The sequence below is a fragment of the Streptomyces sp. NPDC042336 genome, from assembly GCF_055581985.1.
In genome coordinates this window covers 293,182-314,483 of record NZ_JBVJEA010000008.1, presented here as the reverse complement: position 1 = coordinate 314,483, position 21,302 = coordinate 293,182, and the positions used below count along the sequence as shown (strand labels likewise).

Here is a 21,302-nt window from a genome sequence, read left to right as displayed (position 1 = left end):
CACCGCACGCGACGAAGCCCCCGGCACCTCGCCGGGGGCTTCTTCGTGGCCTGTGAGCCGGGCGCGCGGCCCGGCGGCCGGTCACGTCAGCTTCAGTGCCGCCGCCATCTTGCCCAGCTGCTCGAACGACCCGGTGCCGGCCACGACCGTGGTCGCGCCCTTCATGTCGTCGGCGCCGTGCAGCACCAGCGCGTCGTACCGGCCGCCCGTGTACCGCGTCCAGGTCCGGCCGCCGATCTCCTCGGTGCGCTCGGTCTCCCGCGCGCCCTGGCTGGCGTCGTGGATGAACGTGGACGCCTTCTTCGTGGACTGCTCGATCGCCACGTACTCGCCGTCCGGGGCCCTGAACCCCAGGTGCCAGGTGTCGGAGTCGTCACCCCGGAAGCGGACGGAGGTCGGCTTCCAGTCCTCGGACAGGCCCTCGGGCGCGGCCACCGGGTACGACGCGGCGCGCTGCGCGGTCAGCAGCTCGACCCGGTAGTCGACCCGCTTGACGTCCGGTTCGCCGTCGTCGTGCGGAATGAACATCCAGATCACGCCCGCCGCCAGCACGATGACCCCGAGGGAGAGAATCATGTCCCGGGCCGACTTCTGCTTGCCTTTCATACCTGCCACGTCCTCTATCGTCGCAGGTGCCTGATCCGCTCATACGTGGGGTCCCCTGCTCATTTTGTCGGACTGACGATAGAGTCGTGGCCACACCCTCATCCGGCCGTCGTCGTATCAGAAAGGTGCGTTCCGATGACCGAGCATCATCTCCCGTCCGAGCTGGACGTCCCCTCAGAGGCCCCCGACCGCAACCTCGCCATGGAGCTGGTGCGGGTCACCGAGGCCGCGGCGATGGCCGCCGGCCGCTGGGTCGGGCGCGGTGACAAGAACGGCGCCGACGGTGCCGCGGTGCGCGCCATGCGGACCCTCGTCCACACCGTCTCGATGAACGGCGTCGTCGTCATCGGCGAGGGCGAGAAGGACGAGGCCCCGATGCTCTTCAACGGGGAGCGGGTCGGCGACGGGACCGGGGCCGAGGTCGACATCGCCGTCGACCCGATCGACGGCACCACGCTGACCGCCAACGGCATGACCAACGCGATCGCGGTGCTGGCCGCCGCCGAGCGCGGTTCCATGTTCGACCCGTCCGCGGTCTTCTACATGGACAAGCTGGTCACCGGCCCCGAGGCAGCCGACTTCGTCGACATCAACGCGCCCGTCGCCGTGAACATCCGCCGGATCGCCAAGGCCAAGCGGCGCACGCCCGAGGACGTCACCGTGGTCATCCTCGACCGGCCGCGGCACCAGGGCCTCATCAAGGAGGTCCGGGACACCGGCGCCCGGATCAAGCTGATCTCCGACGGCGACGTGGCCGGCTCCATCCTGGCGCTGCGCGAGGGCACGGGCATCGACCTGCTGCTCGGCGTCGGCGGCACGCCGGAGGGCATCATCTCGGCCTGCGCCGTGAAGTGCCTGGGCGGCACCATCCAGGGCAAGCTGTGGCCGAAGGACGACGAGGAGCGGCAGCGGGCGATCGACGCGGGGCACGACCTGGACCGGGTGCTGACCACCGACGACCTGGTCTCCGGGGAGAACGTCTTCTTCGTCGCGACCGGCATCACCGACGGGGAGCTGCTGCGGGGGGTGCGGTACCGGTCGGAGACGGCGACGACCGACTCGATCGTGATGCGGTCCAAGTCGGGGACGGTGCGGCGGATCGACTCCGAGCATCGGCTGAGCAAGCTGCGGGCGTACAGCGCGGTGGATTTCGACCGGGCGAAGTAGACTCCGCCGGTTTCGCGGGGGGCCCACGGGGGTGGGGGTGTCTGCCGCGTGGCGGCTGCGGCGCCGTCGTGGCTGGTCGCGCCCGCGCGGCGGAGCCGCAGAACGAGCACAGCCCCGCGCCCCTGGGCCGGCTGCGGCGTGTCCGCGCGGCGGAGTCGGGGATCGGGGACAGCTCCGCGAACCCGGGGTGGCTGCGGTACCCGGCGCCAAAAGGGCACCCTCCGTGTGGGGAGGGTGCCCTTTTGCGGGTGTGGGTCTAGCCGGCCGCGGCTATGCGGCCCGTGGTGCGGGCGGCCTTCTTGAGTTCGACGTCGCGGCGGCGGCGCCGGGCCAGGACCACCCGGCGTTCGGCGGCGGTGAGGCCGCCCCAGACGCCGTAGGGCTCGGGCTGCAGCAGGGCGTGCTCGCGGCACTCGACCATGACCGGACAGCGCGCGCAGACGCGCTTGGCGGCCTCCTCGCGGGAGAGGCGCGCCGCGGTCGGTTCCTTGGAGGGGGCGAAGAACAGTCCGGCCTCGTCGCGCCGGCACACCGCCTCGGTGTGCCACGGAGCGTCTTGGTCCCTGTCCCGCACGGGCACCCGCTGGGCCGGAACGGCAGCTACCTGCAGGGACGAATGCGGCGGTTGCAGCACGGGTCTACTCCTGACGACGGCTTCGCTAGCGAGAGACGATGCGTCAAGGCTTACCCGTTGTACGCGCGCCTATGCACTGGGTGCCCCACCGCTGCCGGTGCCGGGGCTACAGGTGCTTGCGCAAACCCTTCTCCACCCGGCGGTGCACCCGGTCGAGGATGTCCGCGACGACCTTCCCGCGCTTGGGGCGGGCCTCGACGCTGCCCAGCACGGCCCAACCGTCCAGGTAGATGACGGGGGCCTCGGCCTCGCTGGAGTCGTGGGTGTGGACCTCGAAGCTGCCGAGGACGCTGCCGCCCGCGCCGCGCACCGAGACGTTCTCCGGGACGCGCACGTCGACGCTGCCGAAGACGGCGAACGCCTTGATGACGACCTGCTGGTACTCGAAGACCGCCTCGCTGAGGTCGATCTCGACGCTGCCGAATACCGCGTAGGCGTGGATGCGGCGGTTCGCCCGCCAGCGTCCCTTGCGGACGGCGCTGCTGAACACCGCCACCACGTTCTCGTCGGGTTCCGCCGGGACGGCGCCGGGGGTGGGGCGGTGGGGGGCCGGGGCGGTGGTGTCCCGGGCGCGGTGGGCGGCGGGCAGGTCCCGGACGAAGACGTCCAGCTCGCCGACGGTCTTGGCGGCCAGCACGCCTTCGACGCGCTCGGCGTGCTCGTCGGCGGTGAGCCGTCCCTCGGCGAGGGCTTCGCGCAGCATGTCGGCGACGCGGTCGCGGTCGGCGTCCGAGGCGCGCAGCTCGGAGGTGCGCGGTGCGGCTGGGGCGTGCTTCTGAAGGTCCACGGCAGTAGCGTACCGAAACGCGATAGATCGCGACTAGCCCTGTGGACAACCTTGCCGTGGACCGGGGGACCGGCCCGGGGGACCGGCTTACTGAGCCTTACCTCACAAGCTCGGCGCCGTCGGCAGGTTTTACGCTGGTTGACGCTGCCAACGGAGGCCAGCCGTCGTTGCTGGGAGATGCGCCAAGGGGTCCGCTGAGGGGTCCGGCGAAATCCAGCCGCGCGTGATGTCGAGTGAGGAATGGGCGAGATGCCTGAGTTCGCGTACACCGATCTGCTCCCCCAAGGCGAGGACACCACTCCGTACCGGCTGGTGACCGCCGAGGGTGTCTCCACCTTCGAGGCCGACGGGCGGACCTTCCTCAAGGTGGAGCCGGAGGCGCTGCGCAAGCTGGCCGAGGAGGCCATCCACGACATCCAGCACTACCTGCGCCCCGCGCACCTGGCGCAGCTGCGCCGGATCATCGACGATCCGGAGGCGTCGGGCAACGACAAGTTCGTCGCCCTCGACCTGCTGAAGAACGCGAACATCGCGGCGGCGGGCGTGCTCCCGATGTGCCAGGACACCGGCACGGCGATCGTCATGGGCAAGCGCGGCCAGAACGTGCTGACGGCGGGCGGCGACGAGGAGGCCCTGAGCCGGGGCATCTACGACGCCTACAAGAACCTGAATCTGCGCTACTCGCAGATGGCTCCGCTCACCATGTGGGAGGAGAAGAACACCGGCTCCAACCTCCCCGCGCAGATCGAGCTGTACGCGACCGACGGCGGCGCCTACAAGTTCCTCTTCATGGCCAAGGGCGGCGGCTCGGCCAACAAGTCGTTCCTCTACCAGGAGACGAAGGCCGTCCTGAACGAGTCCTCCATGATGAAGTTCCTGGAGGAGAAGATCCGCTCGCTGGGCACGGCCGCCTGCCCGCCGTACCACCTGGCGATCGTCGTCGGCGGCACGTCGGCCGAGTACGCGCTGAAGACCGCGAAGTACGCCTCCGCGCACTACCTGGACGAGATCCCGGCCGAGGGCTCGGAGCTCGGGCACGGCTTCCGGGACAAGGAGCTGGAGGAGAAGGTCTTCGAGCTGACCCAGAAGATCGGCATCGGCGCGCAGTTCGGCGGCAAGTACTTCTGCCACGACGTGCGCGTGGTGCGCCTGCCCCGGCACGGGGCGTCCTGCCCGGTCGCCATCGCCGTGTCCTGCTCGGCCGACCGGCAGGCCGTCGCGAAGATCACCGCCGAGGGCGTCTTCCTGGAGCAGCTGGAGACCGACCCGGCGCGCTTCCTGCCGGAGACGACGGACGAGCACCTCGACGCCGACGGTGACGTCGTCAAGATCGACCTCAACCGTCCGATGGACGACATCCTCGCCGAGCTGTCCAAGCACCCGGTCAAGACCCGGCTGTCCCTGACCGGTCCGCTCGTCGTGGCCCGCGACATCGCGCACGCCAAGATCAAGGAGCGGCTGGACGCGGGCGAGGAGATGCCGCAGTACCTGAAGGACCACCCGGTGTACTACGCGGGTCCGGCGAAGACGCCCGAGGGCTACGCGTCCGGGTCCTTCGGTCCGACGACCGCCGGGCGCATGGACTCCTACGTGGAGCAGTTCCAGGCGGCGGGCGGGTCCAAGGTGATGCTGGCGAAGGGCAACCGGAGCAAGCAGGTCACCGACGCGTGCGACACGCACGGCGGCTTCTACCTGGGCTCGATCGGCGGCCCCGCGGCCCGGCTGGCGCAGGACTGCATCAAGAAGGTGGAGGTCGTCGAGTACGAGGAGCTCGGCATGGAGGCGGTCTGGAAGATCGAGGTCGAGGACTTCCCGGCGTTCATCGTGGTGGACGACAAGGGCAACGACTTCTTCCAGGACCCGGCGCCCGCGCCCACCTTCACGTCCATTCCGGTACGCGGCCCCGGACTCGCCTGACAAGGGCGGTGACGATTCGCCTCCACGGGGAACAGTGGTCCGGGCCCGGACGCTGTGACACGTGGAGGTGATCGTCGATGGCCGACGAGCAGGACAGGACCGAGTACCGCACCGAGCACGACTCCATGGGCGAGGTGCGGGTCCCCGCCCACGCCAAGTGGCGCGCCCAGACCCAGCGGGCGGTGGAGAACTTCCCCGTCTCCGGGCAGCGCATCGAGCGCGCACACATCGAGGCACTCGCGCGGATCAAGGGCGCGGCGGCCAAGGTCAACGCCGAGCTGGGGGTGCTCGACGAGGACGTCGCCGGCGCGATCCGGGAGGCGGCCGCCGAGGTGGCCGAGGGGAAGTGGGACGAGCACTTCCCCGTCGACGTGTTCCAGACCGGGTCGGGGACCTCGTCCAACATGAACACCAACGAGGTCATCGCGACCCTGGCCACCGAGCGGCTCGGCCGCAACGTGCACCCCAACGACCACGTCAACGCCTCCCAGTCGTCCAACGACGTCTTCCCGTCCTCGATCCACATCGCGGCCACCGCCGCCGTCACCCGGGACCTGGTCCCGGCCCTCGACCACCTCGCCGGCGCCCTGGAGCGCAAGGCGGAGGAGTTCGCCGACGTGGTGAAGTCCGGGCGCACGCACCTCATGGACGCCACGCCCGTCACCCTGGGCCAGGAGTTCGGCGGGTACGCGGCCCAGGTGCGGTACGGCATCGAGCGGCTCCAGGCGTCGCTCCCCCGGCTCGCCGAACTGCCGCTGGGCGGCACCGCGGTGGGCACCGGCATCAACACCCCGCCCGGTTTCTCCGCCGCCGTCATCGAGGAGGTCGCCCGCGCGACCGGGCTGCCGCTGACCGAGGCGCGGAACCACTTCGAGGCGCAGGGCGCCCGGGACGGCGTCGTCGAGACGAGCGGGCAGCTGCGGACCATCGCCGTCGGGCTCACGAAGATCGCCAACGACCTGCGGTGGATGGCGTCCGGCCCGCGCACCGGCCTCGCGGAGATCTCGCTGCCCGACCTCCAGCCCGGCTCCTCCATCATGCCCGGCAAGGTCAACCCGGTGATCCCGGAGGCGGTGCTCATGGTCGCCGCCCAGGTCACCGGAAACGACGCGACGGTCGCCGCCGCCGGAGCGGCCGGCAACTTCGAGCTGAACGTCATGCTGCCCGTCATCGCCAAGAACGTACTGGAGTCGGTGCGGCTGCTCGCCAACGTCTCCCGGCTGCTCGCCGACCGGACCGTGGACGGGATCGTCGCGCACCCCGAGCGGGCCCGCGAGTACGCCGAGTCGTCGCCCTCCGTGGTCACGCCGCTCAACAAGTACATCGGGTACGAGGAGGCCGCCAGGGTCGCCAAGAAGGCGCTGGCCGAGCGGAAGACGATCCGTCAGGTCGTGCTGGAGGGCGGGTACGTCGAGCGCGGCGACCTGACGGACGACCAGCTGGACGAGGCGCTGGACGTGCTGCGGATGACCCGCCCGTGAGGAGTCCCGGCGCGGCCCGGGGGCGTACGCCGGCGCACGCCGTCGCGGTCTCCGGGGCGTCGATTGGTCATGGCACCTAATATCTCTCCATGGCAGACGGAGAAGCGGTGAGCGCGGGGGCGGGAGCGGACGGCCCGGCGGGCCCGGTGGACCACTGGGCCCCCGGCAGTCACATCCTGTGGCGGTACCGGGAGAACGGCGGACCGCACCCGCACATCGCGCGCCCCGTCACCGTCGTACGGGACGACGCCGAACTGCTCGCCGTATGGCTGGCGCCCGGCACCGAGTGCGTGAAGCCGGTCCTCGCCGACGGCACGCCGGTGCACCTGGAACCGCTGGCCACGCGCTACACCAAGCCGCGCACGGTGCAGCGCGACCGGTGGTTCGGCACGGGGGTGCTGAAGCTGGCTCGGCCGGGCGAGGCCTGGTCGGTGTGGCTGTTCTGGGACCCGGGCTGGCGGTTCAAGAACTGGTACGTGAACCTGGAGGAGCCGCTGACCCGTTGGGAGGGCGGGGTCGACTCGGAGGACCACTTCCTGGACATCTCCGTCCACCCGGACCGCACCTGGCACTGGCGGGACGAGGACGAGTTCGCTCAGGCCCAGCGGGACCGGCTGATGGACCCGGCGCTGGCCGAGCGGGTGCGCCGGGCGGGCCGGGCCGCGGTCGCGGAGATCCGCGCCTGGGGGACCCCGTTCGCCGACGGCTGGGAGCACTGGCGCCCCGATCCGGCGTGGCCGGTACCGGCCCTGCCGGCGGACTGGGATCGCACGCCCGCGCACGTCTCCTCATGAGACCCTTGATGTGCCCCCCGGCAACAAACGTAGGATCGTCCTCCGCAATGAGCGCGGCAGCGGCAACCGGCGGAGCGTGCGCTGTGCTTGACCGATCGTCACCGAGGGGCGGCAGGACGTGAGCGAGGGGTACGAGGGCAACACGCGGGCGGACCGCAGACGGTCCGCCGGTGACACAGGAACAGCCTCTGACCACGCGGGAACCCCGTTCCTTGGACACGGATTGCGGGTATCGGGATTTCTGCGGGACGAACTGCACGCGCCGCGCGCAGTCCCGGACGGATGGATTCGACACGCGTGACGGAGCACCCGACCTCCTTCGACCGCCCCTCGCCGGGCGCCGACCCCGCGGATCCCCGCGGGGCGCTCCTGCGTACCCCCGTGCCGCCGCGCGCCTCCGGGTCCGCGTTACCGGCCCAGGGGGGTGCCGGTCAGACGCCGCCCGCCGCGGGCGAGGACTCCCCGGGGGCCTTCGAGCACTCCCAGCCGGGCGCCGAGCAGTCCGCCGAGCCCGACGCACACCGTCCGCGGCCGGCGGCCGAGGGCGTCCCGGTCCAGCCGGGCGGCGGGCAGCCCGGCGGCACGGCCGCCGGCGGCCCGCCCGCGGACGGTGTGTCTCCCGGCGGCGCCTCCGGCGGGCAGGCAGGCCTGGTGCTGCCGGGCTCCGGCGCTCCGGCCGGTGCCGCGGGCCCGGACCGGCGCACCGGGCAGCCCACCGCGCCCGGCCGGCCCACACCCATGCGGCGCGACGGGGACCGGCTGCGGTTCGTGGGCGCCGCGACCCGGCGGATCGCCCGGGGCATGGACCTCGACGAGATCGTGATGGGGCTGTGCCGGGCCACCGTGCCCACGTTCGCGGACGCCATCCTGGTCTATCTGCGCGAACCGCTGCCCGTCGGCGACGAGCGGCCCACGGGTCCCCTGGTGCTGCGGTTGCGGCGCACCGACCGCATACCGGCCGAGCGGGACACCGAGGGCGGCTTCACCCCCGCCGCCCAGCCGGAGCCCTCCGAGCTGGAGACGGTCGGCGCCGAGCTGTGCGAGGTGCGGCCGGGCAGCGCGCTGGCCGAGGTGCTGCGCGGGGTGCGCCCGGTGTTCACGGACACGCCCGCCGCCCGCGCCGCGCTGCCGGACCTGCTGGGCGAGGAGCGCGACTTCCCCCTGCCCGACGGCCGCAGGGCGATCCTCGCCCCGCTGCGCGGCCGGCGCCGGGTGATCGGTGCCGCGCTGTTCCTGCGCGGCCCCGAGCGCGTCGCCTTCGAGGCCGACGACCTGCTGGTGGCCGCGCAACTCGCCACGCACAGCGCCCTCGGCATCGACAAGGCGGTGCTGTACGGGCGTGAGGCGTACATCGCCGACGAGCTGCAGCGCACCATGCTCCCGGAGAACCTGCCGCGCTGCACCGGCGTGCGGCTGGCCTCCCGCTACCTCCCGGCCGCCGAGACCGCGCGGGTCGGCGGCGACTGGTACGACGCCATCCCGCTGCCCGGCAGCCGGGTCGCGCTGGTCGTCGGCGACGTCATGGGCCACTCCATGACCTCGGCGGCCATCATGGGGCAGCTGCGGACCACGGCGCAGACCCTGGCCGGGCTCGACCTGCCGCCGCAGGAGGTGCTCCACCACCTGGACGAGCAGGCCCAGCGGCTCGGCACCGACCGCATGGCGACCTGCCTGTACGCGGTGTACGACCCGGTCTCGCACCGCATCACCGTCGCCAACGCCGGCCACCCGCCGCCGGTGCTGCTGCACATGGACGGCCACGCCGAGGTGCTGCGGGTGCCGGCCGGCGCCCCGATCGGGGTGGGCGGCGTGGACTTCGAGGCGGTGGAGCTGGACGCCCCGGCCGGTGCGACCCTGCTGTTGTACACGGACGGGCTGGTCGAGTCCCGGCTGCGCGACGTGTGGACCGGCATAGAGCAGCTGCGGGAACGCCTGGCGGCGACCGCGCAGCTCACCGGTCCGGACCATCCGCCGCCCCTGGAAGCCCTGTGCGACGAGGTGCTCGACATGCTCGGCCCGGGGGACCGGGACGACGACATTGCGCTGCTCGCCGCCCGCTTCGACGGCATCGCGCCCAGCGACGTGGCGTACTGGTTCCTGGACCCCGAGGACGCGGCCCCCGGCAAGGCCCGCCGCCTGGCCCGGCGGGCGCTCGCCCGCTGGGGCATGGAGGACCTCACGGACTCCGTGGAGCTGCTCGTCAGCGAGGTCGTGACCAACGCGGTGCGGTACGCGACGAAGCCGGTCACCCTGCGGCTGCTGCGCACGGACGTGCTGCGCTGCGAGGTCGGCGACGACGTGCCGCAGCTGCCCCGGCTGCGGCAGGCGCGCGCCACCGACGAGGGCGGGCGCGGGCTGTACCTGGTGAACCGGCTGGCCCGGCGCTGGGGCGCGACGCGCCTGAGCACCGGCAAGGTGGTGTGGTTCGAGCTGAACCGCGGCTGAGGCCCAGAAGCCGTGAACGCGTGAAGGGGCGCCCGGTGCTCACCGGGCGCCCCTTCACGCGTTCTGCGACTCCAGACCGTCTACGGCACCCAGTCCCCGCCGGGGAACCCGGGCTCTCCCGACTCGGTGGACCCGCCGCCGTCCGGCGGGGGTTCGGTGGACGGGCTGTTCGACGGCGAGTTCGTCGGCGACTCGGGCGGCGCCTCGGTCGTCGGATCGTTCGACGGCGGTGCCTCGGTCGTCGGCTCCTTGGACGGGGGCGGCGCCTCGGTCGTCGGCTCCTTGGACGGTGAGTGGCTCGGCGACTGGGAGGTCGACGGCGACCTGCTGGGCTTCACGGCGGCACCCTGCTTGGTGTCCAGGTCGAACTTGGTGACCTCGTCCATGACGCCGAAGGTGTACGCGGCCCAGATCTCCGCCGGGGGGCCACCGCCGTTGACGCGGTAGTCGACGCCGGCGGCCTTGTACATCGGGACCTGCGGGTGCGGTGCCTTGTCGTCCTCGCCGAACAGACCGACCGAGGTGACGAGACCCGGGGTGAAGCCGGTGAACCAGGCCGACTTGTTGTTGTCGGAGGTGCCGGTCTTGCCGGCCACCTGCTGACCGTCCCGCAGCGGGTTCTCCCGTACGGACGTCTTGGCCGTACCGTCGTCGACCACGCCGGTGAGCACGGAGGTCACCGTGTCCGCGGCCTCCCGGCTGATGACCTCCTCGCCGATGGGGTCGGGCATCTCGACCGTGCGGTCCTTGTGCTCGACCGACTTCACGATCGCCGGGGTGACCTTCTTGCCGTGGTTGTCGAAGGTGGCGTAGACGCCGGCCATCTCCAGCGGGCTGGCGCCCATACTGCCCAGGGTCTGCGCGGGCACGGCCTGCTCGCCCTCGGTGTCCATGCCGAGGTCGGCCGCGACCTTCATGACCTCGGGCATGCCGACGTCGATGCCCATCTGCGCGAAGACGGAGTTGACCGACTTGTTCATCGCCTCCTGCACGTCGATCTCGCCGTAGTCCCGGTCGTCCTCGTTGGGCGGGGCGAAGCCGACCTTCTGGTCGCCGTCCATCACGGGGCGCTCGCTGTCGCCGTCGTAGAGGGTGTTGGCCGTGATCGGCACGCCGTCCTGGGTCTCGGCGTCGTGGTCCACGGCGGCGGCGAGGATCACCGGCTTGAAGGTGGAGGCGGGCTGGTAGTCGTCGCGGGTGGCGTTGTTGGTGTAGTGCTTCAGGTAGTTCACGCCGCCGTACATCGCCACGACGGAGCCCGTCTTCGGGTCGACCGAGACGGCTCCGGCCTGGACGTCCGCGTCGACCTTGCGCTTGTCGGGGTCCAGCTTGCTGGTGAGCTTCTCCTTGACCGCCTTCTCCAGCGCGGCCTGCTTCTTCTTGTCGATGTTGAGCGTGACGGTGTAGCCGCCGAGGTCCACCAGGGCCTTGGCCTGCTCCATGTCCTCGGCGGCGCCCTGGGCGACGAGCTGCTTCTTGAGCGCGAAGTTGGCCGCGTCCACCAGGTATCCGGTCTGGCCGTCCATCCCCGCGGCGGCCTTGGGTTCCTTGGGCGTCGGGAACTTCATGCCCTGCCGGTCGGAGGCGCTCAGCCACTTCTGCTCGACCATGTTGTCCAGGACGTAGTTCCAGCGCTCCTGGACGAGCTTCTTGCCGGTCTCGCTGGCGATCGCCCAGTCGTACTGGTTCGGTGCCTGGAGCAACGCGGAGAGGTACGCGCCCTGTTCGACCGTCAGGTCCTCGGCGTCGACGCGGTAGTAGGCCTGGGCGGCGGCCTGGATGCCGTAGGCGCCGCGGCCGTAGTAGCTCGTGTTGATGTAGCCGGCCAGGATGTAGTCCTTGGACTTCTCCCGGTCCAGCTTCAGGGAGATGACCAGTTCCTTCAGCTTGCGCGAGACCGTCTGTTCCTGGCTCAGGTAGTAGTTCTTGACGTACTGCTGGGTGATCGTCGAACCGCCTTGCGCGCCCTTGCCGGAGAGGGTGTTGAGCACACCGCGCGTGGTGCCCTTGAGGTCGACGCCCGCGTCCTTGTAGAAGGTCTTGTTCTCGGCGGCGACGAAGGTGCGCTGGACGTCCTTGGGGATCTTGGCGAGGTCGACGATCTCACGGTTGCGCTCGCCCGTGCGGGCCATGATGCTGCCGTCGCTGTACTTGTAGACGTTGCTCTGCAGCTCGGCCTCGGGGTTGCCCTCGGGGATGTCGATCATCATGTACAGCACGATGAAGGCGCCCATGCCGAGCAGGCAGAGGCCGAAGAACGTGCCCAGGATCTTCTTCCAGGTGAACAGCCGGCGTATCCGGCTCTTCCCGCCCGCGGCCCCGCCCGCGCCCGACGAACGGCGGCGTTTCGGCGCCGCGCGGCGTCCACCGCGCTGTCGCGCTTTTCTCTCTTCCGCTCGTCCCATGGATCCGATCCGCTCCGCTTCGGTCATCTGTGGGCGCGCACTGCTCACGCGTCACACAGGTTCGTCGCTCAGGTCAGCTCAGAAAGCTAACACCGGGAGATGTGACAAACGGCAACCGATCCGGCCTTGTACGGACGTGAGAATCAGCACCCGTTCCACAGGAACCGACGTACGAGAGGGGTTCAGGGTTGTGATCGGCGGGTAAAGTGCTATCAGTTTGCCAGCAAAGAGAGAACGGGGGACTACCCATGTCCACGCACGATGCCCCACAGGTCACCGCCGATGTGCCCGAGATGCCGACGCCCCGGGTCCGCGAGATCCAGGCGCCCAGCATCGGCGGCGGCCTCGCGCTGCTGCTGGGTCTGGTCGGGCTGCTGGTCGGCGCCGGCCTGATCGTCACCGCGACCGCGGTCACCGCCACCGGCGCGAAGGCGGTGCTGATCATCGCGGGCATCGTGATCGCCCTGGCCGCCTTCCTCGCGATGTGCGGCCTGAACATGGTGGCGCCGGGCGAGGCCCGCGTGGTGCAGCTCTTCGGGCGGTACCGGGGGACGATCCGGCAGGACGGCCTGCGCTGGGTCAACCCCTTCACCTCCCGCACCAAGATCTCGACCCGGGTGCGCAACCACGAGACGGCCGTCCTGAAGGTCAACGACGCCTACGGCAACCCCATCGAGCTGGCGGCGGTCGTGGTGTGGCGGGTGGAGGACACCGCGCAGGCCACCTTCGAGGTGGACGACTACATCGAGTTCGTCTCCACCCAGACCGAGGCGGCCGTGCGGCACATCGCCATCGAGTACCCCTACGACGCCCACGACGAGGACGGCCTCTCGCTGCGCGGCAACGCCGAGGAGATCACCGAGAAGCTCGCCGTCGAGCTGCACGCACGCGTGGAGGCGGCCGGGGTGGAGATCATCGAGTCCCGCTTCACGCACCTCGCCTACGCGCCGGAGATCGCCTCGGCCATGCTCCAGCGGCAGCAGGCCGGCGCGGTCGTCGCGGCCCGGCGGCAGATCGTGGACGGCGCGGTCGGCATGGTCGAGGCGGCGCTGGTCCGCATCAGCGAGCAGGGCATCGTGGAGCTGGACGACGAGCGGAAGGCGGCGATGGTGTCCAACCTGATGGTCGTGCTCTGCGGGGACCGCGCCGCCCAGCCGGTCCTGAACACGGGGACGCTCTACCAGTGACGACCCCGCCCGAGGGCTCCGCGCCGTCCGGTGGCCCGGCACCCGGGCGTCGGCCGCGGCAGCGCAAGCAGGTGCTGCTGCGGCTCGACCCTCAGGTGTACGAGGCACTGGCCCGCTGGGCGGGCGACGAGCTGCGCTCGGCCAACGCCCAGATCGAGTTCCTGCTCCGCAGGGCGCTGGCGGAGGCCGGCCGGCTGCCCGGTGACGCCGGGCCGCTGCCTCGCCGCGGCCGCCCACCGGGGAGCGGGGGCCCGGGGGCCGCGCCACCGCCCTGACCACCCTGAACGCCTTCGCCGGCCGCACCACCGCAGCGATGCGGAGGTGCGGCCTCCGTCGTAGCGGAACCGTGACAATCGCCTCCGACCTGCGGCTCGGCCGCCCTGGTGAACCCGCCGCCACGGCCTCTGCACCGTGCGTATACATGGGGCGTATACACCGTGTGTAGAGTGCTCGGCATGTCCATCGGTCACACCCTCCTGGGGCTCCTGGAGTCCGGGCCGCGCCACGGTTACGACCTCAAGCGCGCCTTCGACGAGAAGTTCGGTCACGACCGGCCGCTGCACTACGGCCAGGTCTACTCGACGATGTCCCGCCTGCTGAAGAACGGCCTCGTCGTGGTCGACGGCATCGAGGCGGGCGGCGGTCCCGAGCGAAAGCGGTACGCGATCACCGACGAGGGGATCACCGACGTACAGCGGTGGCTCGCCACGCCGGAGAAGCCAGAGCCGTACCTCCAGTCGACGCTGTACACCAAGGTCGTCCTCGCACTGCTCACCCACCGCGACGCCGCCGACATCCTCGACACCCAGCGTTCGGAGCACCTGCGCAGCATGCGCATCCTCACGGACCGCAAGCGCAAGGGCGATCTCGCGGACCAGCTCATCTGCGACCACGCCCTCTTCCACCTCGAGGCCGACCTGCGCTGGCTGGAACTGACCGCCGCGCGCCTCGACAAGCTCCGTGAGGCGGTAACCCGATGACTCCTCCCGCAGGTTCCCTGCTCTCCGCCGAGGCGCTCCGCAAGGCCTACGGTCCCACCCTCGCCCTCGACGGCGCCGAGTTCTCCATCCACCCCGGCGAGGTCGTCGCCGTGATGGGCCCCTCCGGCTCCGGCAAGTCCACGCTGCTGCACTGCCTCGCCGGCATCGTGACGCCCGACTCGGGGACGATCACGTACAACGGGCGGGAGCTGTCCGCCATGTCCGACGCCGAGCGCAGTGCGCTGCGCCGCTCGGACTTCGGGTTCGTGTTCCAGTTCGGCCAGCTGGTGCCGGAGCTGACCTGTGTCGAGAACGTCGCCCTGCCGCTGCGCCTGAACGGCACCTCGCGCAAGGAGGCCGAGCGGGCCGCGCTGACCTGGATGGAGCGGCTGGAGGTCGACGACCTCAGGAAGAAGCGGCCCGGCGAGGTCTCCGGCGGCCAGGGACAGCGGGTCGCGGTGGCCCGCTCGCTGGTCACCAACCCGCGCGTGCTCTTCGCGGACGAGCCGACCGGCGCGCTGGACTCCCTCAACGGGGAGCGCGTGATGGAGCTGCTCACGGACGCCGCCCGCTCCACCAACGCCGCGGTCGTGCTGGTCACGCACGAGGCGCGGGTGGCCGCCTACTCCGACCGCGAGATCGTCGTACGGGACGGCAAGTCCAGGGACATGGAGCGGGTCGTATGAACGTGCGCCAGTGGGCGGCCGACCTGACGCTGGGCGTCCGCTTCGCCTTCACCGGCGGCCGTGAGGGCTGGACCCGGGCCGTGCTGACCGCCGTCGGCGTCGGTCTCGGCGTGGCGCTGCTGCTGCTGACGACCGCGATCCCGAGCGCGCTGAGCGTGCGGCACGAACGGGAGGCGGCGCGCTCCGACATCACCTTCGCCTCCGACCCGATGCCGAAGGCGAACGACACGCTCGTGCTCGCCAGGATCGACGACTACTTCCGCGACGACGACCTCCGGGGCCGCGCCCTGGAGCCCGAGGGACCGCGGGCACCGCTGCCGCCGGGCGTGGAGAAGTTCCCGGCGGTGGGCGAGATGGTGGTCTCCCCCGCACTGAAGAAGCTGCTGGAGTCGGACTCCGGCGCGCTGCTGCGGGAGCGGCTGCCGGACCGGATCGTCGGCACGATCGCGGAGGACGGGCTGATCGGCTCGGCCGAACTCGCCTACTACCGGGGCGCGGAGGGTCTCGCCGAGCAGATTTCCCAGGGCCGGGTCGAGCGCATCGACCGGTTCGGCGACCCGGAGCCCGGGGAGGAGGATTCCGACCCGGTGCTGCTCCTGCTGGTCCTGGTCGTCTTCGTGGTGCTGTTGATGCCGGTCGCGGTGTTCATCGCCGCCGCCGTGCGGTTCGGCGGCGAGCGGCGGGACCGGCGGCTCGCGGCGCTGCGCCTGGTGGGCTCCGACAGCCGCATGACGCGGCGCATCGCGGCCGGTGAGGCCCTGGCCGGCGCGATCCTCGGGCTGGTGTTCGGCGCCGCGTTCTTCATGGTGGGGCGGCAACTCGCGGGCAGCGCCGAGGTGTTCCGCATCAGCGTGTTCCCCAGCTATCTGAACCCCTCGCCGCTGCTGGCCCTGCTGGTCGCGGTGGCGGTCCCCGCGGCGGCGGTGCTGGTGACGCTGTTCGCGCTGCGCGGGGTGGTCATCGAGCCGCTCGGTGTGGTGCGCGCGGGACGGCCGGCCCGGCGCCGGCTGTGGTGGCGGCTGATCCTGCCGCTGGCCGGACTGGCGATGCTCTACCCGATGATCGGCAACGGCCGCGAGAACGGCGACTTCAACCAGTACCTGGTGACCGGCGGTGTCGTCCTGCTCCTGGTGGGTGTGACCGCGCTGCTGCCATGGGTCGTGGAGAGTGTCGTCGCCCGCCTCGGATCCGGCGGCGTGGCCTGGCAGCTGGCCGTGCGCAGGCTCCAGCTGAGCAGCGGTACGGCGGCCCGCATGGTCAACGGCATCGCGGTGGCCGTGGCCGGGGCGATCGCCCTGCAGATGCTGTTCGCCGGGGTGGACGACGACTACACCAAGTCCACCGGGCAGGACGTGTCGCGGGCGCAGATGGAGGTGACCCTGTCGAGCGGGGTCCCGATGGCCCCGGCGGCCGAGAAGTTCCGCGGCACCAAGGGGGTGCGGGCGGTCTACGCCTTCTCCGAGGGCTACCTCGGCGACCGCGCCCACGACCCGGACCACGGCACGATGATCACTGTGGGCGACTGCGCGTCGCTGCGGGAGGTCTCCCGGCTGACCTCGTGCGCGGACGGGGACGTGTTCGCCGTCCATGGTGCCGAGTGGGACACCGGGGAGGACATGACGAAGCTGGCCGCACCCGGCCGGAAACTGTACGCCGACCCGTCCTACGAGGGCGGCCCGAAGCACCGGGCGGTTCCCTGGACGGTTCCGCAGGGCATCAAGACGGCGAAGGCGCGTGGGGGGCTGGTGGCCGGGACCGACCGGGGCGGCTTCCTGATCACGCCGGGGGCGCTGCCGGACGCGCTCACCACGACGCTGGACGGGCACGCCTACCTCAAGGTGGACGAGTCGGTGCCGGACGTGCAGGACCGGGTCCGCAACACCGCGTCGGGCATCGACCGGCTGGCGGACACCGTGACGTGGGCGGAGACGGAGCGGACCGACCGGTTCGACACCATCCGCACCGGTCTGTTCGTCGGCGCGGCGTGTGTGCTGGCGCTGATCGGCGCCAGCCTGCTGGTCTCGCAGCTGGAGCAGCTGCGCGAGCGGAAGAAGCTGCTGTCGGCCCTGGTCGCCTTCGGCACCCGGCGCCGCACGCTGAGCATGTCGGTGCTGTGGCAGACGGCGATTCCCATCGTGCTCGGGCTGCTGCTCTCCATGGTCGTGGGCCTGACCCTGGGCACGGTGCTGCTGAAGATGACGAGCACCCCGGTGCGCGTCGACTGGACCGGCGTCCTGTCCATGACCGGCATCGGCGCAGCGGTCGTCCTGGCGGTGACGCTGTGCAGCCTGCCGCCGCTGCTGCGGCTGATGCGGCCGGAGGGCCTGCGCACGGAGTAGCCGCGCCGTCGCACGGCTGAGGGACCGAACGACCGCCCCGGGGTGGCCGTTCGGTCCCTCAGTCGTGCACCGTCCGCACCGGCAGGTCCGCCATCGCCTCCCGCAGGGCCTCCGCCAGTTCCCCGTACTCCGCCGAGCGGGCCGCGCCCGTGCGCATGGCGAGGGCGATGCGGCGGGTGGGGGCCGGGTCGGTGAAGGACGCGGTGAGCAGCTGGCTGGAGCGGGAGGTCTCCACCCGGACGGCGGTGCGCGGCAGCAGCGTCACCCCGAGGCCGCCCGCCACCAGCTGCACCAGCGTGGACAGTCCGGCGGCCGTCGTCGTCGCCGGGACACCCGCGCGGCCCGCCTCACGGCAGATGTCGAGGGCCTGGTCGCGCAGGCAGTGGCCCTCGTCGAGCAGCAGCAGCTTCAGCTCGCGCAGCACCGTGCGATCGAGGCCCTCCCGGCCGCCGAGCCGGTGATCGAGCGGCGTGACCAGGACGAAGTCCTCGTCGAACAGCGGGAGTTCAGTGATGCCGGGCACGCCCAGCGGGACCGCGAGCAGGAGCAGGTCGAGGCGGCCGGTGGTCAGCCCGTCCAGGAGGCTCGCGGTCTGCTCCTCGTGCACCTGGAGGTCGAGGTCGGGGTAGCGGTCGTGGACCAGCCGCAGCACCGTCGGCAGCAGGTACGGCGCCACGGTCGGGATGACGCCGAGCCGCAGCGCGCCGGTGAAGGGCGCCCGGACCGCCTCGGCCTCCTCGAGGAGCGCGCCCACCTCCGCCAGGACCGCCTTGGCGCGCACCGCGAGCCGTTCCCCGGCCGGCGAGAGCAGCACCTTGCGCGTCGTACGCTCCAGGAGGGTGACACCCAGTGCCTCCTCCAGGGCGGAGACGGCGCCCGAGAGCGCCGGCTGACTCATGCCGATCGCGGCAGCGGCGTCCCGGAAATGCAGGTGCTCGGCGACCGCGTCGAAAGCCCGCAGCTGAGCGAGGCTGGGCTGCCTCTTCTTGCTGGACACTAATAGCCACCTCCGATCAACTCGACCGATTGTAGCTATTTCACTAATCAATGCACCCTGTGCCAACATCACCAACGTCCAACCCATGGGAAACACTCGCAAAACAGGTGTTTCCTCGCTGCATTTTTTGGAGAGCGCGTGCTCACTGTCGGTGACAAGTTCCCCGAGTTCGACCTGACCGCCTGCGTCTCGCTGGAGAAGGGCAAGGAGTTCCAGCAGATCAACCACAAGACCTACGAGGGTCAGTGGAAGGTCGTCTTCGCGTGGCCCAAGGACTTCACCTTCGTGTGCCCGACCGAGATCGCCGCCTTCGGCAAGCTGAACGACGAGTTCGCCGACCGTGACGCCCAGATCCTCGGCTTCTCCGGCGACTCCGAGTTCGTGCACCACGCCTGGCGCAAGGACCACCCGGACCTGACCGACCTGCCCTTCCCGATGATGGCCGACTCGAAGCACGAGCTCATGCGTGACCTCGGCATCGAGGGCGAGGACGGCTTCGCGCAGCGCGCGGTCTTCATCGTGGACCAGAACAACGAGATCCAGTTCACGATGGTCACCGCCGGCTCCGTCGGCCGTAACCCCAAGGAGGTCCTGCGGGTCCTCGACGCCCTGCAGACCGACGAGCTCTGCCCGTGCAACTGGAGCAAGGGCGACGAGACCCTGGACCCGGTCGCGCTGCTGTCGGGGGAGTGAGCTGACATGTCCCTCGACTCCCTGAAGTCCGCCGTACCGGACTACGCCAAGGACCTGAAGCTCAACCTGGGTTCGGTCATCGGCAACTCCGACCTCCCGGCGCAGCAGCTGTGGGGCACCGTGCTGGCGACCGCCATCGCCTCGCGCTCCCCCATCGTGCTGCGCGAACTGGAGCCGGAGGCGAAGGCGAACCTGACGCCTGAGGCGTACTCGGCCGCCAAGTCGGCCGCCGCCGTCATGGCGATGAACAACGTCTTCTACCGCACCCGGCACCTGCTGTCGGACCACGAGTACGGCACCCTGCGCGCCGGGCTGCGGATGAACGTCATCGGCAACCCGGGCGTCGACAAGGTCGACTTCGAGCTGTGGTCCTTCGCGGTGTCCGCCATCAACGGCTGCGGCATGTGCCTGGACTCGCACGAGCAGGTGCTCCGCAAGGCCGGTGTGGACCGCGAGACGATCCAGGAGGCGTTCAAGATCGCCGCCGTGGTCGAGGCCGTCGGCGTCACGCTGGACGCCGAGGCGGTGCTGGCCGCCGAGTAGTCCCGCTCCACGCGGCACACACGGCACGGGCCCCGCTCACCGAGAGGTGGGCGGGGCCCGTTCGCGTCGCTACGCCGGGGAGGGGTCCGACGGCGGGCCGTCCGCGGGAGGCTCCGGGGTCTTCGGCGGGACCGGCGTCCGGTCGGCCGCCGGGGCGGCGTCGGTCGAAGTGGCGCCGTGCGGCCTGGGCGTCTGCCGCAGGGCGGCCTCACGCGAGTACGCCCGCAGATAGCCCACGACGGTGTTGGTCACCGCCACCAGCGGTACGGCGACCACGGCGCCGCCGATGCCGGCCACCATGCCGCCGGCGGCCACCGACAGCACCACCGCCAGCGGATGGACCCGCACCGCGCGCCCGAGGATGAACGGCTGGAGGATGTGCCCCTCGATCTGCTGCACCGCCAGCACCACCACGAGCGTCATGACCGCCGCGAACATGCCCTGCGTCACCAGCGCCACGACGACCGCGAGGGCGCCCGACACCACCGCGCCGACGAGCGGGATGAAGGCGAACAGGAAGATGAACACGGCCAGCGGGACGGCCATCGGCACGTCCAGGAAGTAGATGCCCAGGCCGATGAAGATGGCGTCGATCAGCGCCACGACGACCGTGCCGCGCACATACGCGGTCAGCGTCCGCCACGCGCGCGGACCGGCTCCGGCGACGCCCGGGCGGGCCGCCGCGGGCACCAGCTTCAGCGTCCACTGCCAGATGCGCTTGCCGTCGTAGAGCAGGAAGAGCGTCGAGAAGGCGGCCAGCAGGATGCCGGTGAGCGCCTCGACGACGACGGTGACGCCCTCGAGTCCGGCCGACGTTATCTGGTCGGTGTTGGCGCCGACCGCGTCGCGCAGGTTCTTGGCGATCTCGTTGATCTGCTTGTCGGTGACGTGGAACGGGCTGTTCAGCAGCCAGTTGCGCAGTTCGTCGATGCCGTCCTGGACCTGGTCGGAGAGGTTGTCGATGTTCTCCATCACCTGCCAGGTGACGAACCAGCCGATCAGGCCCATGATCACGAATCCGAGGATCGCGGTCAGCGCGGTGGCCGGCCCCCGCGGCACCCCGTGCCGGCGCAGCCAGGCCACGGCCGGCTGGAGCAGCGCCGTGATCAGCAGTGCGGCCACGAACGCCAGCACCACCAGCTGTACGGCGCTGATGACCCGCATCAGCACCCACACGGTGCCCGCGAGCACCAGCAGCCGCCAGCCGGCCTCGGCGGCCACCCGTACTCCCCAGGGCACGGCCTGCGCCGGGTCGGGGCGGCTGCCGACGGCTGCTGCGCGGTACGCCCCGGCGTGCTCGGCGACCGGGTCCGCGGCCGCGTGCTCGACCACGTCGTCGTCCTGGGGGGCCGGGGGCCGCCGCACGTGGTCGGAGTGGTGCGCCGGTCCGTCGTCGGCGTCGTCCCGCCGCGCTTCCTCGCGGCGCTGCTCCAACCGCTCGCCGGCCCGCGTCAGTCCGGCGCCGAGCCGGCCGAGCCACCCTGGCACTCGTGACATGATCCGTCCTCTTCCCCCGTCTTTCCCCACCACTCCCCCCGGAGTCGTCCGGTCCGACCGTACATGGCGGGAGCGCGACAGCCCCTCACCCTAGGACGGTGAGGGGCTGCGCGAGGTTGAGCGTGGGCCGCGCCGACGGGGACG

The 21,302-nt window shown here is 71.4% G+C and carries 18 protein-coding genes; 12 read left to right on the top strand and 6 right to left on the bottom strand.

The window, feature by feature from the left end:
* Positions 1-81 precede the first annotated feature (81 nt).
* Positions 82-606, bottom strand: a complete 525-nt coding sequence (locus tag ACZ6IM_RS20085; protein ID WP_052840897.1) for a DUF4245 domain-containing protein — start codon at positions 604-606, stop codon at positions 82-84.
* Between the two features lie 135 nt (positions 607-741).
* Between ACZ6IM_RS20085 and glpX the strand changes: the two genes are divergently transcribed.
* On the top strand, positions 742-1,773 hold the full coding sequence (glpX, locus tag ACZ6IM_RS20080; RefSeq protein WP_052840898.1) for a class II fructose-bisphosphatase: 1,032 nt from the start codon (positions 742-744) through the stop codon (positions 1,771-1,773).
* A gap of 256 nt (positions 1,774-2,029) precedes the next feature.
* Here glpX and ACZ6IM_RS20075 read toward each other — a convergent pair whose 3' ends face one another.
* Together ACZ6IM_RS20075 and ACZ6IM_RS20070 are read right to left on the bottom strand one after the other, a co-directional pair.
* Positions 2,030-2,407, bottom strand: coding sequence for a WhiB family transcriptional regulator (locus ACZ6IM_RS20075; protein WP_052840899.1), 378 nt, complete (start codon positions 2,405-2,407; stop codon positions 2,030-2,032).
* Positions 2,408-2,513: 106 nt separating this feature from the next.
* Positions 2,514-3,194, bottom strand: a complete 681-nt coding sequence (locus tag ACZ6IM_RS20070; protein ID WP_052840900.1) for a DUF1707 SHOCT-like domain-containing protein — start codon at positions 3,192-3,194, stop codon at positions 2,514-2,516.
* Positions 3,195-3,443: 249 nt separating this feature from the next.
* On the opposite strand from ACZ6IM_RS20070, the gene ACZ6IM_RS20065 reads away from it, so the two are divergent.
* The 4 genes from ACZ6IM_RS20065 to ACZ6IM_RS20050 all read left to right on the top strand — a co-directional run bounded on the left by ACZ6IM_RS20065 (position 3,444) and on the right by ACZ6IM_RS20050 (position 9,831).
* Entirely contained in the window at positions 3,444-5,111 is a 1,668-nt protein-coding gene (locus ACZ6IM_RS20065; RefSeq protein ID WP_052840944.1) for a fumarate hydratase, read from the top strand.
* Between the two features lie 77 nt (positions 5,112-5,188).
* Positions 5,189-6,592, top strand: coding sequence for a class II fumarate hydratase (locus ACZ6IM_RS20060; RefSeq protein WP_052840901.1), 1,404 nt, complete (start codon positions 5,189-5,191; stop codon positions 6,590-6,592).
* An 89-nt stretch (positions 6,593-6,681) separates the two neighbouring features.
* Positions 6,682-7,386 carry a cytidylyl-2-hydroxypropylphosphonate hydrolase gene (fomD, locus tag ACZ6IM_RS20055; RefSeq protein ID WP_052840902.1) on the top strand — a complete coding sequence of 235 codons (705 nt, stop codon included), beginning with the start codon at positions 6,682-6,684 and terminating at the stop codon, positions 7,384-7,386.
* Positions 7,387-7,668: 282 nt separating this feature from the next.
* A complete protein-coding gene (locus ACZ6IM_RS20050) occupies positions 7,669-9,831 on the top strand; it encodes a SpoIIE family protein phosphatase (RefSeq protein WP_469557851.1) in 2,163 nt (720 codons plus the stop codon).
* Positions 9,832-9,911: 80 nt separating this feature from the next.
* Here the strand turns inward: ACZ6IM_RS20050 and ACZ6IM_RS20045 are convergent, their stop codons facing one another.
* Complete coding sequence (locus ACZ6IM_RS20045) at positions 9,912-12,236, bottom strand: transglycosylase domain-containing protein (RefSeq protein WP_052840945.1); 2,325 nt, start codon at positions 12,234-12,236, stop codon at positions 9,912-9,914.
* Positions 12,237-12,484: 248 nt separating this feature from the next.
* Between ACZ6IM_RS20045 and ACZ6IM_RS20040 the strand changes: the two genes are divergently transcribed.
* The 5 genes from ACZ6IM_RS20040 to ACZ6IM_RS20020 all read left to right on the top strand — a co-directional run bounded on the left by ACZ6IM_RS20040 (position 12,485) and on the right by ACZ6IM_RS20020 (position 17,428).
* Positions 12,485-13,423, top strand: a complete 939-nt coding sequence (locus tag ACZ6IM_RS20040; protein WP_052840904.1) for an SPFH domain-containing protein — start codon at positions 12,485-12,487, stop codon at positions 13,421-13,423.
* Positions 13,420-13,698 carry a type II toxin-antitoxin system antitoxin gene (locus ACZ6IM_RS20035; protein WP_469557846.1) on the top strand — a complete coding sequence of 93 codons (279 nt, stop codon included), beginning with the start codon at positions 13,420-13,422 and terminating at the stop codon, positions 13,696-13,698. The genes ACZ6IM_RS20040 and ACZ6IM_RS20035 overlap by 4 nt, the downstream gene beginning before the upstream one ends.
* A gap of 180 nt (positions 13,699-13,878) precedes the next feature.
* A complete protein-coding gene (locus ACZ6IM_RS20030) occupies positions 13,879-14,403 on the top strand; it encodes a PadR family transcriptional regulator (RefSeq protein ID WP_003973941.1) in 525 nt (174 codons plus the stop codon).
* The gene (locus ACZ6IM_RS20025; RefSeq protein ID WP_052840906.1) at positions 14,400-15,089 is read left to right on the top strand and encodes an ABC transporter ATP-binding protein; all 690 of its coding nucleotides are present in this window, start codon (positions 14,400-14,402) and stop codon (positions 15,087-15,089) included. Before ACZ6IM_RS20030 ends, ACZ6IM_RS20025 begins: the two co-directional genes overlap by 4 nt.
* Positions 15,086-17,428, top strand: a complete 2,343-nt coding sequence (locus ACZ6IM_RS20020) for an ABC transporter permease (RefSeq protein ID WP_052840907.1) — start codon at positions 15,086-15,088, stop codon at positions 17,426-17,428. Before ACZ6IM_RS20025 ends, ACZ6IM_RS20020 begins: the two co-directional genes overlap by 4 nt.
* Before the next feature lie 58 nt (positions 17,429-17,486).
* On the opposite strand, the gene ACZ6IM_RS20015 is transcribed toward ACZ6IM_RS20020, so the two are convergent.
* Positions 17,487-18,425, bottom strand: coding sequence for a LysR substrate-binding domain-containing protein (locus ACZ6IM_RS20015; RefSeq protein ID WP_469557840.1), 939 nt, complete (start codon positions 18,423-18,425; stop codon positions 17,487-17,489).
* Positions 18,426-18,563: 138 nt separating this feature from the next.
* On the opposite strand from ACZ6IM_RS20015, the gene ACZ6IM_RS20010 reads away from it, so the two are divergent.
* Complete coding sequence (locus ACZ6IM_RS20010) at positions 18,564-19,118, top strand: peroxiredoxin (protein WP_030145756.1); 555 nt, start codon at positions 18,564-18,566, stop codon at positions 19,116-19,118.
* A gap of 6 nt (positions 19,119-19,124) precedes the next feature.
* Positions 19,125-19,661, top strand: coding sequence for an alkyl hydroperoxide reductase (locus ACZ6IM_RS20005; protein ID WP_052840909.1), 537 nt, complete (start codon positions 19,125-19,127; stop codon positions 19,659-19,661).
* Positions 19,662-19,730: 69 nt separating this feature from the next.
* On the opposite strand, the gene ACZ6IM_RS20000 is transcribed toward ACZ6IM_RS20005, so the two are convergent.
* Complete coding sequence (locus ACZ6IM_RS20000; RefSeq protein WP_469557837.1) at positions 19,731-21,158, bottom strand: AI-2E family transporter; 1,428 nt, start codon at positions 21,156-21,158, stop codon at positions 19,731-19,733.
* Positions 21,159-21,302: the final 144 nt, after the last annotated feature.